Consider the following 13,460-nt stretch of genomic DNA (forward strand, 5'->3'; position numbering starts at 1 on the left):
ACGATTGCCCTCTACGAAACCTGCCGGTTGGTATTTCAGGCAGATTTCGTAAACCTGCGCCGATTTCAGGATAAACAAAATGGCCTGACAACAACTATTCAGCAGACAAACAATGAGTTATCCAAAATTGCCAGTCAATTACCTGGCCTTCAGTCAATATACGAAGGTACCAAGTTAGCTTATGAAGGTCGCCATCAGTTGCAGCAACAGATCGACGAATTAGATACGGTTCAGCAGATACGTACTTTGCAGGGATCGATTGAGTTGCAGAATCGTAATCGCCGTCATGTACTCACCCACTTTAACGAGCAGAAAGATAAAATTGACCGGGCTAAGAGCGAGCGACAGCAACACCAGGCGTTTGTGGATACTATGCTTGGGCAAGAGTCGCAGCTCGAGCAACTGTATCAGGTCGAAAACTGGTTTGCAATCTACAAGCCATTAAAGAAACAGGCGGATGATTTACAGGGGCAACTGACCGAGTACGAAACGACCGTTGAACAGATCAAGCAACGAAAAAATGACGCACTGGTTGGATTTCCTGACGAGTGGAACAGTTTTACGCTCAAAACGCTGCCTGCACACATCGACCAGGCACTGGAACAATTGAAAGCCATTCGCAGAGATCGTGAAAAAACGTATAGGCAGGCATTCGTAAAACAGGAGTTACTGCACTATGCCGACTCGCTAGCCGATGGGGTGCCCTGCCCGCTTTGCGGTTCTGAACACCATCCGGAAAAGCACGAAACTCTGTTTGTCGAATCGGAAGCTGACCTCATCCGGCAGGAAGTGCAGAAAAGTGAAATTGCCCTGAATAAGGTGAACCAGCGTATTGATGATACAACCGGTTTACGATTGCTGATCGAGGGGTTAGCAAAAGAACTCCGGGGAACGTTGGACAATGGTAAACGGCTGATGCAGGATCGGGCCAAAATTGTTCAGGAGCTTACAGAACACGAAGATAAATTTGTCTGGAGGGATTTCAATAAAGAGCAGGAAGACAACCTGACCGAAGCCATCAGGCACCAGAGTGATCAGCAGAAACAGTTTCAGGACAAGCAAAAAATTGTTCGGGAGTTAAGTAAGGAAATTGAGGATGTCGAGGCTGCACAACGGACAGAAGAACAAAAATTGAATGAAATCGACAAAGCAATCGCTGGTCTGGGCGGGCAATTAAAAACAGCCATCGACCAGCTTGAGCACTATCGGTTTGCGGAAGTTGCCGAGTGGGATTTACGTCAGATTACAGACTTGCGCGACTCGCTAAGCCAGGCTTATGAGCAAACAAAGATCAACTTTGAGGCTGCCGAGAACCATAAACAGGAAGCGGAGAAAGTACATGTTACGTTGACGGGGCAACTTCAGCAGCTAACAAAGCAGCTATCCGATCTGAATGTCGACATTGAGGAAGTAGAAGAGCATCTTTCCCAAAATCTGATAAAGCACGCATTGACCCGTGAAGAGGTTGAGCAGGTGTTACAGACGAATCTGGATTTGGATCTGGAGAAACAGCGTGTAGTCGATTACAATGATAAATGTACGGGTCTGCAAAAACAGATCGCCGACCTAGAGAACAACCTTACGGAGCATCCTTTCGACCCCGAGGCACTGGTTTCTGTTCAGAAAGAGCTGGAGCTGTTACGTAGCCAAAAAGATGCCCTAAATAAAGACTGGGGCAAAGCCGGAAACGTACTGGCCACGCTGGAACGGCAGTGGACGGAGAAACAGGCTTACCAGAAACAGCATGATGAACTAGACCTCCGGCGGCAGGATTTAAAGAAAATGGATGAGCTGTTCCGGGCTCAGGGATTCGTTAATTACGTATCGTCGGTATACCTGAAAAATCTTTGCGAATCGGCCAATGAGCGATTCTTCAAACTGACAAACAATCAGTTAAAACTGGAACTGGACGACAAAAACAACTTCCAGGTACGCGATTATCTGAATGGCGGAGAAACCCGGAGCGTAAAAACGCTTTCGGGTGGACAAACTTTCCAGGCGGCTTTGTCGCTTGCTCTGGCTTTATCCGACAATATTCAACACCTGACCAGAGCTAAACAAAATCTGTTTTTTCTGGATGAGGGCTTTGGTACACTCGATAAAGATTCACTGCAAACGGTCTTTAAAACGCTGAAAGCACTACGTTCCGAAAATCGCGTGGTAGGCATTATTTCCCATGTCGAAGAATTGCAGCAGGAAGTCGATACGTACATCCGTGCGGAAGCCACGGAGAATGGTAGCCGGATTGTACGAAGCTGGGATATTTAGTGAATGATTTGTCGCTCCGTTTAAATTAAACGGAGCGACAAATCGGCTACTGAATCATCTGCTTCACTCCCCACTGCTCTACTATTTTTCCGTTGCTTAGCCGAAAAATATCATAGACCATCCTAGGTTTCTGCGCCAGTTGGCCTTCCGATTGAACAACGACAAAATCCCCCTCGGCAATAATTCGGTGTACTTTTTCAATGAAAACTTGACCGGATTGCTGCTGTAAATAAGCCCTCAATCCATTGAGTCCATTGGCAATGTCGGATTTATGCTGAATGAGGTCAGGGGAGACGAAATCAGATAAGGCGTCAACCTGCCGGCTGATAAAGAAGCGCTCATAGAAATTTTTGACGGTTTCTTTATTCTGTTCCCTCAAATCAGCGTTATCAATCGGCATAGCCCCGTCCATCAGGGCATTGCCATTCCGAGTTGTTTCCGGCTGATCTTCCATTGCATCCCAATGTTCGGCTACCAGCCCGTTCTGAAAGCGGAATACATCGACAACGGCTTTCTGTTTGTCAGCCCACCAGAAACTCATGTTCGTCACAACGTAATCACCTTCAGCAATCAATCGCAAAAAAGGCGTAGTGGTGGTAGTGGGTTTGGGCATTTGTTTCATATAGCCAAGAGCTTCCAGCAAACCGGCTTTACCGGGTTTTACGGCCGGGCTATGCTGAATATAATCATCGGCAATTATCTGTTCCGCAAAAGCGACGTCGCCCTGCCCAACGGCTCGCCGGTAAAAATCACGGATGATGGATTTATTAACTGTTTCGTGTTGCATACGATGCGTTTTGTTATCGGCTAGCTGCGTCACACGACTTGATACGGGCTAAACCCAATTAGCCCATGATGAAATGCGGCAATTTCACCGATATATAAAAAGTTAGATATGAAAAAGACCCGGCTCATCGGACAAAAACAATGAGCCTGTTGCTACACAAAGGCAGCAACATAAACCGAAACACTGGCTAGCTTGTAGCCGGTCATTTCGGTGGAGATCAGTGATATGTTACGTTAACTTTCAGGATGGCAAAGTTAACAAATCCTGAAATCTTACTGGAAACCTTACAGCTTTTTTACTTTTGCTAACTCAACAACATGACCTATCTTATGAAGAAACTTATTACGCTGCTCCTCCTCGGCTGTGCGAGTTTTATTGGATGCCGAACTCCTAAGTCAGGAACGCCTGATTTGGAGCAACAGAAACCAGTAACCACGATCGCCTTTGGATCATGCAGCCGACAGAGCCTTCCGCAGCCCTTATGGGACGATATTGCGGCTCAAAAGCCTGATGTTTGGATATGGCTGGGCGACAATATTTACGGCGACTCGGAGAACATGGACACGCTACGTGCCAAGTATGCCCTGCAAAAATCCAATCCCGTTTACCAGCAGTTACGTCAATCGGCTTCCGTTATCGGTGTGTGGGACGATCACGACTATGGCGTAAACGACGGCGGAAAGGAATATCCAAAGCGTAAAGAAAGTCAACAGGTTCTGCTCGATTTTCTGGATGTTCCCGCCAGTAGTTCGTTACGTACGCAGGAGGGCGCTTACTCTACCCATGTCTATGGCCCAAAAGGCAGGCGTGTCAAGGTGATTCTGCTGGATGCCCGCTATTTCCGTGATCCTCTGAAGAAAGAAAATAAAATCAATGTACCCGATCCATCGGGTGACATATTGGGCGAAACGCAGTGGAAATGGCTGGAACAGCAGCTGACGAATTCGGATGCCGACGTACATATCATTGGTAGTGGCATTCAGGTTTTACCCGAAGAACACGTTTATGAAAAATGGGCCAATTTTCCGACGGCCCGCCAACGTCTGCTTGGGCTGATTGGCAAAACGAAGCCTAAAGGAGCTTTTCTGATCAGTGGAGATCGCCACATGGCCGAAGTATCCAAAGTAAGTGTACCAGGCCTGGGGTATGATTTATACGATATAACCAGCAGCGGCCTCACTCACGTATCGGCTCCCCACGAAGAAGCGAACCGCTACCGCGTCGGCCCTATTGTTTCCAAACTAAATTATGGGCTGATCACAATCAATTGGCAGGCTAAACCGCTGACAGCAACGGTCAACATCAATGGCGATAACCAGGCCACTTATCTGACTCAGGAGATGAAATTTTAAAAAGCGAATGGGGAACAAGCGATAAAAAGAAAGAACCATTTTCTCGGCTCCCTATCGCTTGTCCCCCATTCGCTTTTATGCGTCTACTCCTTGCTAATCATTTGCATAAGATCTTCCGAAATGCCGGTCATGGAGAAGCCGCCATCGTGGAAAAGATTTTGCATTGTCACCATGCGGGTAAGGTCCGAAAACAACGTAATGACGTAATCGGCGCATTGGTCGGCGGTGGCGTTTCCGAGGGGGGCCGTTTTATCGGCCACATCGAAAAATTTATCGAATCCACCAATCCCGCCACCAGCCGTGGTCATCGTTGGCGACTGCGATACGGTGTTGACCCGCACTTTCCGATACTTGCCGTAGTGATAACCGAAGCTCCGGGCAATCGACTCCAGCATGGCTTTGGCGTCGGCCATATCGGTATAGAACGGGAATACCCGCTGAGCAGCCATATAGGTCAGGGCAACCACCGAACCTCCTTCATTGATGGCATCCAGCTTATAGGCCGTCTGCAACATTTTATGAAAGGACATGGCCGAGATGTCGATGCTTTGTTTGAACCACTCGTAATTCAGATCGTAATACGGTTTTCCCTTACGGATATTTGGGCTCATCCCGATGCTGTGCAGCACAAAATCCACTTTGCCGCCCAGCACTTCCTGCGATTTTGTGAACAGGTTCGTCAGATCGTCAACCGACGTAGCATCGGCCGGAATAATTTCAGCCTCAGTCTGTTCAGCTAATTGACGAATCTCGCCCATCCGCATAGCAATGGGCGCGTTGGTCAAAGTAAAAGTGGCCCCTTCTTCTTTCGCTTTCAGGGCGATTTTCCAGGCGATTGAGCTTTCGTTTAGGGCACCTGAAATGATGCCACGTTTTCCATTCAATAATCCGTAAGCCATGTGTTTCTAATGATGAATGATGAATGACGAATGATGAATAAATCATGATCCATTATTCATTAATTGGTCCAAAGGTAGATTATTTTTTTGGGCGGAGGGCTATAATCGACGCAGCCGCTGGTGCTTCCGGCAAGTTTAGTACGTTCTTCATAAATTTTTCGGTAGCCTGATAAACCCCATTGAGGTCTTTAGACGTAAACCGTGAGGCAATTACGTGCGCGTCTGCATTCGGGAAATCGACCTTTTCTTTTTTGGTGGCAGGCGTTCCTAACTGATCAAACATGTCCAGCATAGCGGCTACCGATACCACATTGTCCTGATGATCGTCGTCTTTATAATAGTACCCCATAAAAACAGGCTGCCTGACCTGCTGAAATAACTCAGGCGTCATAAACTGGTCGAGCATGGTTTGCAACGTAATTAACCCATTTGTATGGTATTGCGGAAACCAGTAGCGGGCACGGTCGCCTTTATAAGCTGTATTTACTACGTGTTCTGTCGGGAAAACCCGATCAATAATTTGTTTGCCCCAGGGCTTTGTAACAAGCTTTAATGCCGGATTAGCCACGGCAATACAGGGTGAATACAGAATCAGGCCATTGATTTCGGGGTGATGAGCCGCCAGATACAGGGCTAGCATGCCGCCTGCCGACGTGCCGATAACGATCACTTTATCACCCAGCAATTTACCGATTGCCAATGCCCGCTCAGCCGAACCGGCGTACATGGATGGGGTCAGGTCTTTGAGTGCATCAGGCGAGTTGACCCCATGACCAGCCGTACGAGCAAGGTACAGGTTACAGCCAAAATGCTTTGCTAATTGTTTGTGAATAGGTTCACCCTCAGCCCAGCTTGCCGAAAATCCGGGCAAATAAACTAGGCTGTATGGCGTTTTGACCTTGTGCATGCTATCAGCCCAGAAAATCCGGGCCTCGTTATCCGGGCGCAGGTTAGCCTTTCGCTCCGATTCAGCAATACCTTGCTCCAGTTTCACCAGATCAGGATCGAGCGTAATGGGCTCCTCTTTAATAGCTTCGGAATGGGGGGATGGACCCAGCAAATACCCAACCGCCATAACGGCCAGCACTAATCCGCTAATGATGAATACCCGTTTCATACGTATTCTTTAATATCCATTCGGATACGCCAGTCTTTCGGTAAATAATTATTGACCCGATTGCCAACGCCTTTTAGCCAGCCCAGATTCAAGCCGTTGTATTGGGCTAATAACCAGCCTTTAAGGGGCTCATCGAACACCAGATTTTCTTTCTTAAAGAAACGTAGGGCGTCTTCCTTACTCAACGCTACTGCCGGCAGATTCGAACTAACGGCGGTACTAAGCGCCAGTGCATGGGATGGAATAAAATCCTGCCCTTTAAACTGGCCCATTTCCAACCCGAACCCTTTGTTATGCAAGGCGCTGTCTAAAAATAGAAACGTTTTTTCCAGACTTTTCGGTAAGGCCATTACGTCGCCATTGGGCTTTTCCCAGAACGAAAATTCAGATGGGTTCTGCAGCCATTTCATGGCAGAAGCGGTTTCGCGGGGACGTAACGCCCGGATACTACGAAACGTACGGGCATCCAGCTTAACAGCAGCGGTAAAGGCTGTTTTCTGAAAAACGCTGATAAAAAAACCTTCGCCTTTTACCCGATGCGGATAGCACTGATACCCAACAGTCTCGCCCGTTTTTTTCTCAACAATATTCCAGTCAGCAGGTAGCTCAAGCGACCTGTTCCGAAATCCATGTTCGGTCAGAAACCGAACATTCTCAGTATTTTCGGAATCGTTGTAGGTGCAGGTGCTATAGATCAAAATACCGCCCTCATCAAGTAAAGGAGCTGCTGCCCCCAGAATCCGTTTTTGTCGGGCCGAACATAGCTGGACGTTTGCTTCCGACCACTCATTCATGGCATCGGGGTCTTTGCGAAACAACCCTTCTCCTGAGCAGGGGGCATCGACCACGACTACGTCGAAAAACCCCTCCAGACTACGCATATCCTCCGGGTCGTGGTTGCTGATTACTACGTTTGGATAGCCCCATTTATCCATATTTTCGCGAAGTACCGACACCCGACTGCGTATGACCTCATTACAAATCAGTAAACTGTCTGGCGACAAAGCCGACGCCAACAGCGTGCTCTTACCACCCGGAGCCGCACACAAATCAAGCACTCGCAATGGTCGATTTAGTTTTACGGTCTGCTTCAGGGCTTCGTTAAGCAGCATTGACGAGGCTTCCTGAACGTAATAAGCGCCCGCCTGAAACAGCGGATCGAGGGTAAAACTTGGGCGTTCGGGCAGGTAGAACCCTTCGCTGCACCAGGGTATCGGTAGTAAATCGACTGTCGGGAAAATATTTTTTCGAGGATTCACCCGAATGCTTACCGGAGCCGGTTGGTCCAGCGCTGTCTCAAAATCAGAGTAATCCGCACCCAGTTGCGCCTGCATTTGCGTCTGAAACGCTGGTGGTAAGCCTTGAAGATTCATCTGGCAAAAATACGGCACAGTCGGGCGGTTTTCACTAAACTTGCAGCATGACAGCATTACAAAACCGCTTTGCAAAAATTAAAACCTTTATTTTCGACGTCGACGGTGTTTTGACCGATGGGAGTGTCAACCTGCTTGCTTCCGGTGAGCGGTTCCGGACCGTTTTTATTCGGGACACGTTCGCTATTGAGCAAGCGTTGAAAGCAGGTTTCCGGGTTGGTATTTTATCATCTTCCAATTCAGACGGCGTTCGGAACTGGTTAGCCACCATGAACGTAAAAGACATTTTTATGGGTGGCCCTACCGATCAAAAAGTAAATGCCTATTTGGGCTATATTGCCCGGGATGGGTTGAACGAATCCGAGATTCTTTACATGGGTGACGACCTACCCGACTATTCCATACTAAACCGGTCGGCGGTACTAAGCGCTTGCCCAGCCGATGCGGCTGATGAAATTCAGTCGGTTTGTTCGTACATATCGCCTAAACCGGGTGGCCGGGGTGCCGTTCGTGACGTAATCGAGCAGGTGCTGAGAGCGCAGGCGAAGTGGGGCGTTCCTCAATAAATAATGGCTCATTGGATGTTCATTGCTCATTAGCCATCTTACATTATCCATTAACGAATGAATGAGTTAGTAGAACGTGACCGGGCTGTCATATGGCATCCGTTTACGCAAATGCAGACGGCCCCTTTGCCAATTCCAATTGCACGGGCTGAAGGTTCAGTACTGTACGGAACCGACGGTCGGGAGTACCTGGATATGATCTCTTCGTGGTGGGTAAACCTGCACGGCCATGCCCACCCACACATTGCCGAACGAGTTTCGGAGCAGTTGAGAACGCTTGAACACGTCATTTTCGCGGATTTTACGCATCAGCCCGCCGTTGAACTGGCCGAGCGACTACTGACGATTCTGCCGCAAAATCAGGCGAAGGTTTTTTATTCCGACAATGGATCAACGGCGGTTGAAGTGGCCCTGAAAATGGCGTTTCAGTATTGGCACAACCTTGGTCGGCCCCGCCGGAAAGTCGTTGCTCTGGAAAATGCGTACCACGGAGATACGTTTGGCGCAATGGCCGTTGGCGGACGTAGTGCGTTTACGGCTCCGTTTGCCCCCTTTCTGTTTGATGTTGACTACCTCCCGGTGCCAACCACTGGTACAGAAAGTAATGTGCTGGAACGTGCTGAGGCCTTATTGACTGACGAAGTAGCTGCGTTTATTGTGGAGCCTCTAGTGCAGGGAGCAGGGGGCATGAACATGTACGAGCCAGAAACGCTTGATAAACTCTTCCAATTGGCTCGCCGGAATGGATCACTGATCATTGCCGACGAAGTAATGACTGGCTTCGGTCGAACAGGGCAGCTGTTTGCTTCCGATTATCTGGTCGAAAAACCCGATTTGATGTGTCTGTCGAAAGGAATCACGGGGGGCACTATGGCATTGGGCGTTACGGCCTGTACACAAACCATTTACGACGCATTCTTATCGACTGACAAACATAAAACGCTCTTTCACGGCCACTCCTTTACGGCTAATCCGCTAGCCTGTGCAGCTGCTCTGGCCAGTATGGACTTGCTGCTACGCCCGGAAACACAGGCAAGTATTCAACGTATCGCTAAAAATCACGCCGACTTTGCTAAGCATCTTGCCAGTAAGGATACGGTTGAAAATATTCGTCAGCGTGGTACGTTGCTGGCGTTTGACCTGGTAGCCGGTGAACAGACGTCTTACTTCAATACCATACGGGATATAGCTTATAATTTCCTTTTAGACCGTGGCGTGTTGATGCGTCCACTCGGCAATGTGCTGTATCTTATGCCACCTTATTGCACCACAAATGAACAGCTGGCATATACGTATTCGCAAGTGAATGAACTACTTATGATCATTTGATCGCTTATTTATTGGTAATTTAAATAAAAAAAACCATCTTTGTTAGAGTTAAGCGGGAGTAGCTCAGTTGGTAGAGCGGCAGCTTCCCAAGCTGCAGGCCGTGGGTTCGAGACCCATTTCCCGCTCCATTTCAATTCCTCATAACCTGCCGGTTAGTCGAAAGGCTAACCGGTTTTTTTATATTGATACTTGCTGCATCTTAAGCACAGGAGAGCGTTTCAACATAAGTTTATTACGTCGTACGAACTTTTTCTGAACCTAACCAGAAGCAGCTTACACGAAGGAAGTCAAACCCGTTCATTCTCCTGTAACTAAACTAGTTTTGTTGATCTCTGATTATCCTACCTCGATAATCTATATATTCTAGTAGTCAATTTTACAGGCTATAGTAGGCTGGCATTGTTGTGTCGCTACGTTATTATCAACCTAAAATCTCATAATTATTGTCATTAGGTTCTAATAAAAGACATGATTATTGTCAGGTTGGCCTTTGATACACTGCTAAGCCAAAAGTCAGTTGTCAGTTTCTGCTTTTAGTCAGAAACAATTGATAAACCAATTTATGAAAGTATAAGTGGGTTCTGGTAGTGTACTGTCGTTACTTTGGCGCATTCATCAAAAATTGAAGCGACTTAGGGGATCAATCCGTTAAATTTTACATCAATTATTCGTTAGGCACCGCTAGATTGGCCTAAATCGGCTTTTTTTACAACATGCGGTTCATTTACCTACTTCTCATCGTTGGTATTATTCTGGTATTCTATCTAAGCTGGGTTCAGGATTCCGATCTTATCCATGTATGGTTCATGCCCGACTGGCTAGCTAGCTGGACAGATAAGAAAGCCAATGAAAATATAAGAACCGGTGTTCCTTTTATCTTTTTAGGGATGTTTGCGGGTCTGTTGCCAACTCGCACGCAGCGATTAATGGCTCGCTGGGCGATCGTATGGCTTATACTGGTAGGCGTAGTTATTCTTGCCGAACTCGGTCAGTTACTCCTTCCTGATCGAGTTTTTAGTTGGGAGGACATTGGCTGGGGGGCTTTAGGGTCAATCATAGGCTTAGCTGTCTCTGCCGTAATTAAAAAGTTTCGAGCCGGGTAAACTTAATGCCATAAGTTCGGGATCGGTTAGCCCTTAATTCATTTGTGACTAGTCACCTTGCTGGAAAAGTTTCTATCGATTAGACGATACGTTGATTTCAGAAAGCGTAGAAAATCCTGAGAATATTGGCCACAAGCAAGCCAGAATGGCTCTCTCTTCGAAGCGGTTCAACCTGGCTGCCAAAACATCCATATATGGCTGACTTATCCACAGAAATGTGAATAAGATTTCTGTTTGTGAGACGACCACGCACATGGGCCTGATTCCTGAAAACATAGGAACAGACAGGCGAAAGCCCAGATGTCAACATTACTTGCTCATTATAATACGTCTGCTCAGGCGCGAACTTCTCTGCCAAATTACCGGCACTTTCCTCCTAAAAACGGCAGAAACTTACAGTTTATCGAAAAGTAAGGCAGAAAGGCGTTATGGCTGGTAATTTCGACCTATCCAATATAAAGAACTCAATACCCACCAGACCGTAATGAAATCATTCTACCTGTTTTTGCTCGTTAACTTCATTTCCTTTGTAAGTTTCGGCCAGTGCCATGAACTATACCGTAAAGCCGACAAGTTGGGTGATATAACTACCGTTACGACCCTCTCACCCGATCAGTTATCTACGGAATCTGTTCACTATAAACGGGTAAAAGAAAAGGGAAAGGTTCAATACTTCCTTATGCTTTCTACAGAAGCAGGCACTTCCCATCCTCAGAAAGGAGCAGCAGTTGTCTTTAAAGACGGATCAAAAGTAGAGTGGACAGATGCTCTGGTTGAGTTTAGCCTCAAGAATGGTCACTACACCAGTTACTGCGAGATTAAGTTAGCAGAAGACATTGTCGATTATTTTCGAGATAAAGAGATTGCTTTCATACAATTGTCGTCTCACAAAGGAGCGCTCGATCTGGCTCAATCGCAGCGGGCCAAAACGCTTATCAACTGCATCATCTTCTCCGACCTGATTGACATTAAGTCAGATCAGGTTGTTAGCCAGTAAACGAACTGTTGCAAGCGGAGAACTGATCTATATGCTTATGCTCTCCAGATAAACCGTCGGGTAGTCGAAAGGCTAGCCGACTTTTTTTTAAAGCAAATCCATTTATCACAGTCTGTTTATTACGTAAATCATGTCTACGGATGACACTTTACCATGTGCAGATCAATACTAATGTAGAAATTTGCTAACATTTCATCGGTTACTGTCACCCGTTAGAGAGTTGACGCATTGTTTATCATTCATTTGTAGTACGCCAGGCATAAACCAACCACAAATTCATCCGGCTATCAACCTCAATCAGCTCATCATCAACTTCTTTTTTATTAACATTAAGGATAATAACGTTGTTTTATGGCCATTAATCGCTTATGATTACATTCTTTTGAATACGATTTTTTCAAGCAACCAACTGTCCGCACTACCGAACTACTTTCCTACCAAGCGTTAGACAGATGATCGCTCGTGTTAATGGCTGTAGCTAGTCAGAACAATGTATTAGAAATTTATAAGAGCTATGATCATGGAATCTATCCTGGACGCGTTCAAACACACTGAATGGCACATAAAACAGTGGCAAGTAAAATTTTTACTTTCTGAAAAACTGCTTCACCAGGTCAAAAAGCAATCAAAGATTAGTAACTGGTACGAAGATCAAGGCGTAACCGAGAAGTGGATTGAACGGCTTTCCATTTGTTTCGACAGCATCAACAAATTTCACAACAGCTTTGGAACCTTGCCGCAAGTGGGTGATCGCCTGTATGATGAAGACACAGGCATGATTGTTCAGGATCGGTCAATTGACGGTAATTTAATGACGATTACTTATACGCTCGGCAGTTAGCCAATCCGGCAATACTACGTCAGCCAAACCAACAAATAGCGGATTATCAAACTACTGACTCTCATATTTGTTAAAAATACGGTTGATCCATTTTTCTACGGCCAAACGACTGTGAAGACAGCGTGGTGGCTCGCATTCATAAGCGTTTTCTTCCTTCTGGTGTCGTAACCGGATTGCCCGCCAGAGATTGAACACTAATTCACGACTGATGGTCCACTGTTCCTGAACGGGTAGCTTATCCAGTTTATCTACTACCGTAAATATGTACCAATCCGCATAGGGAACTTCGTACCGATATAAACCTCCTGGCTCGTTTCGATCAACGAAGAAGAACACCTGATGCCGTCGGCGCTGTGGCGTCATTATTGCCAGGCGTGTATAAAAATGGCCATCAATTCGCTCTATAGTATTCGGTTCGTTCTGAGGTCGATTCATAATTAACATGTATAGATCTCTCGCAGGTACCAGACTGCCGGCACACGATGGGGCAAAGATTATACTGGCACATGAAGAAGCCTGTTACAAATGAGTCAGTTTTTATCACTTTAGGGAATCCAGCCTCCACATGACGACAAAAAAATTGTCCGGCTCATTCAGGCCGGACAATTGGGCTTTTATCCACACCAAAATAACTACCTGACTTACCAGGCATTATTTTATAGTTATACTGGATCAAGACTACATTAGGCTATTAGCTATTCAGTTTATTTAATTTTATTTACTGCTCTTTATTAGGCGTTGCATAGCTTTGACTAATTGCCACATCAATAATTCCTGCATATTATATACCTTCAAACCGATAGATGGGTGACATTAACCTGATTTCAC

Annotated in this window: 12 protein-coding genes and 1 tRNA gene (1 of these 13 running past the window's edge); 8 read left to right on the forward strand and 5 right to left on the reverse strand. The window is 46.4% G+C overall.

Annotation, left to right across the window (positions count from 1 at the left end; translation table 11 throughout):
- Nucleotides 1-2,268: the 3' portion of an AAA family ATPase gene (locus LN737_RS00025; protein ID WP_405515087.1), read on the forward strand. Its footprint begins 843 nt before the window's first position; only the last 2,268 of its 3,111 coding nucleotides appear in the window; its start codon lies off the left edge, out of view; its stop codon occupies nt 2,266-2,268.
- 46 nt (nt 2,269-2,314) lie between these two features.
- On the opposite strand, the gene LN737_RS00030 is transcribed toward LN737_RS00025, so the two are convergent.
- The gene (locus LN737_RS00030; RefSeq protein WP_405515089.1) at nt 2,315-3,055 is read right to left on the reverse strand and encodes a nuclear transport factor 2 family protein; all 741 of its coding nucleotides are present in this window, start codon (nt 3,053-3,055) and stop codon (nt 2,315-2,317) included.
- Between the two features lie 329 nt (nt 3,056-3,384).
- On the opposite strand from LN737_RS00030, the gene LN737_RS00035 reads away from it, so the two are divergent.
- The gene (locus tag LN737_RS00035; protein WP_405515090.1) at nt 3,385-4,407 is read left to right on the forward strand and encodes an alkaline phosphatase D family protein; all 1,023 of its coding nucleotides are present in this window, start codon (nt 3,385-3,387) and stop codon (nt 4,405-4,407) included.
- A gap of 83 nt (nt 4,408-4,490) precedes the next feature.
- On the opposite strand, the gene LN737_RS00040 is transcribed toward LN737_RS00035, so the two are convergent.
- The 3 genes from LN737_RS00040 to LN737_RS00050 form a co-directional block, all read right to left on the reverse strand.
- Nucleotides 4,491-5,306 (reverse strand): enoyl-ACP reductase, encoded by an 816-nt coding sequence (locus LN737_RS00040; RefSeq protein WP_405515092.1) that lies wholly within the window; start codon nt 5,304-5,306, stop codon nt 4,491-4,493.
- A gap of 79 nt (nt 5,307-5,385) precedes the next feature.
- The gene (locus tag LN737_RS00045) at nt 5,386-6,423 is read right to left on the reverse strand and encodes a carboxylesterase (protein WP_405515094.1); all 1,038 of its coding nucleotides are present in this window, start codon (nt 6,421-6,423) and stop codon (nt 5,386-5,388) included.
- On the reverse strand, nt 6,420-7,796 hold the full coding sequence (locus LN737_RS00050) for a methyltransferase RsmF C-terminal domain-like protein (RefSeq protein WP_405515096.1): 1,377 nt from the start codon (nt 7,794-7,796) through the stop codon (nt 6,420-6,422). Before LN737_RS00050 ends, LN737_RS00045 begins: the two co-directional genes overlap by 4 nt.
- 47 nt (nt 7,797-7,843) lie before the next feature.
- Between LN737_RS00050 and LN737_RS00055 the strand changes: the two genes are divergently transcribed.
- The 6 genes from LN737_RS00055 to LN737_RS00080 all read left to right on the forward strand — a co-directional run bounded on the left by LN737_RS00055 (nt 7,844) and on the right by LN737_RS00080 (nt 12,632).
- A complete protein-coding gene (locus LN737_RS00055) occupies nt 7,844-8,362 on the forward strand; it encodes an HAD family hydrolase (protein ID WP_405515098.1) in 519 nt (172 codons plus the stop codon).
- 57 nt (nt 8,363-8,419) lie between these two features.
- A complete protein-coding gene (gene bioA, locus LN737_RS00060; RefSeq protein WP_405515099.1) occupies nt 8,420-9,691 on the forward strand; it encodes an adenosylmethionine--8-amino-7-oxononanoate transaminase in 1,272 nt (423 codons plus the stop codon).
- 52 nt (nt 9,692-9,743) lie between these two features.
- A tRNA-Gly gene (locus LN737_RS00065) sits at nt 9,744-9,819 on the forward strand.
- 585 nt (nt 9,820-10,404) lie between these two features.
- Nucleotides 10,405-10,794 carry a VanZ family protein gene (locus tag LN737_RS00070; RefSeq protein ID WP_405515101.1) on the forward strand — a complete coding sequence of 130 codons (390 nt, stop codon included), beginning with the start codon at nt 10,405-10,407 and terminating at the stop codon, nt 10,792-10,794.
- A gap of 484 nt (nt 10,795-11,278) precedes the next feature.
- Complete coding sequence (locus LN737_RS00075) at nt 11,279-11,791, forward strand: hypothetical protein (protein ID WP_405515103.1); 513 nt, start codon at nt 11,279-11,281, stop codon at nt 11,789-11,791.
- Nucleotides 11,792-12,311: 520 nt separating this feature from the next.
- Complete coding sequence (locus tag LN737_RS00080; protein WP_405515105.1) at nt 12,312-12,632, forward strand: hypothetical protein; 321 nt, start codon at nt 12,312-12,314, stop codon at nt 12,630-12,632.
- A gap of 51 nt (nt 12,633-12,683) precedes the next feature.
- On the opposite strand, the gene LN737_RS00085 is transcribed toward LN737_RS00080, so the two are convergent.
- Nucleotides 12,684-13,067, reverse strand: coding sequence for a hypothetical protein (locus LN737_RS00085; protein ID WP_405515107.1), 384 nt, complete (start codon nt 13,065-13,067; stop codon nt 12,684-12,686).
- Between the last annotated feature and the right edge of the window lie 393 nt (nt 13,068-13,460).

This window comes from Spirosoma sp. KNUC1025 (genome assembly GCF_045160025.1).
Taxonomy (GTDB): Bacteria; Bacteroidota; Bacteroidia; order Cytophagales; family Spirosomataceae; genus Spirosoma.

Bases quoted from the DNA above. Each gene is read 5' to 3' on its own strand.
- LN737_RS00030 (WP_405515089.1), bottom strand. From the start codon at position 3,055: ATGCAACACGAAACAGTTAATAAATCCATCATCCGTGATTTTTACCGG.
- LN737_RS00035 (WP_405515090.1), top strand. From the start codon at position 3,385: ATGAAGAAACTTATTACGCTGCTCCTCCTCGGCTGTGCGAGTTTTATT.
- LN737_RS00040 (WP_405515092.1), bottom strand. From the start codon at position 5,306: ATGGCTTACGGATTATTGAATGGAAAACGTGGCATCATTTCAGGTGCC.
- LN737_RS00045 (WP_405515094.1), bottom strand. From the start codon at position 6,423: ATGAAACGGGTATTCATCATTAGCGGATTAGTGCTGGCCGTTATGGCG.
- LN737_RS00050 (WP_405515096.1), bottom strand. From the start codon at position 7,796: ATGAATCTTCAAGGCTTACCACCAGCGTTTCAGACGCAAATGCAGGCG.
- LN737_RS00055 (WP_405515098.1), top strand. From the start codon at position 7,844: ATGACAGCATTACAAAACCGCTTTGCAAAAATTAAAACCTTTATTTTC.
- bioA (WP_405515099.1), top strand. From the start codon at position 8,420: ATGAATGAGTTAGTAGAACGTGACCGGGCTGTCATATGGCATCCGTTT.
- LN737_RS00070 (WP_405515101.1), top strand. From the start codon at position 10,405: ATGCGGTTCATTTACCTACTTCTCATCGTTGGTATTATTCTGGTATTC.
- LN737_RS00075 (WP_405515103.1), top strand. From the start codon at position 11,279: ATGAAATCATTCTACCTGTTTTTGCTCGTTAACTTCATTTCCTTTGTA.
- LN737_RS00080 (WP_405515105.1), top strand. From the start codon at position 12,312: ATGGAATCTATCCTGGACGCGTTCAAACACACTGAATGGCACATAAAA.
- LN737_RS00085 (WP_405515107.1), bottom strand. From the start codon at position 13,067: ATGAATCGACCTCAGAACGAACCGAATACTATAGAGCGAATTGATGGC.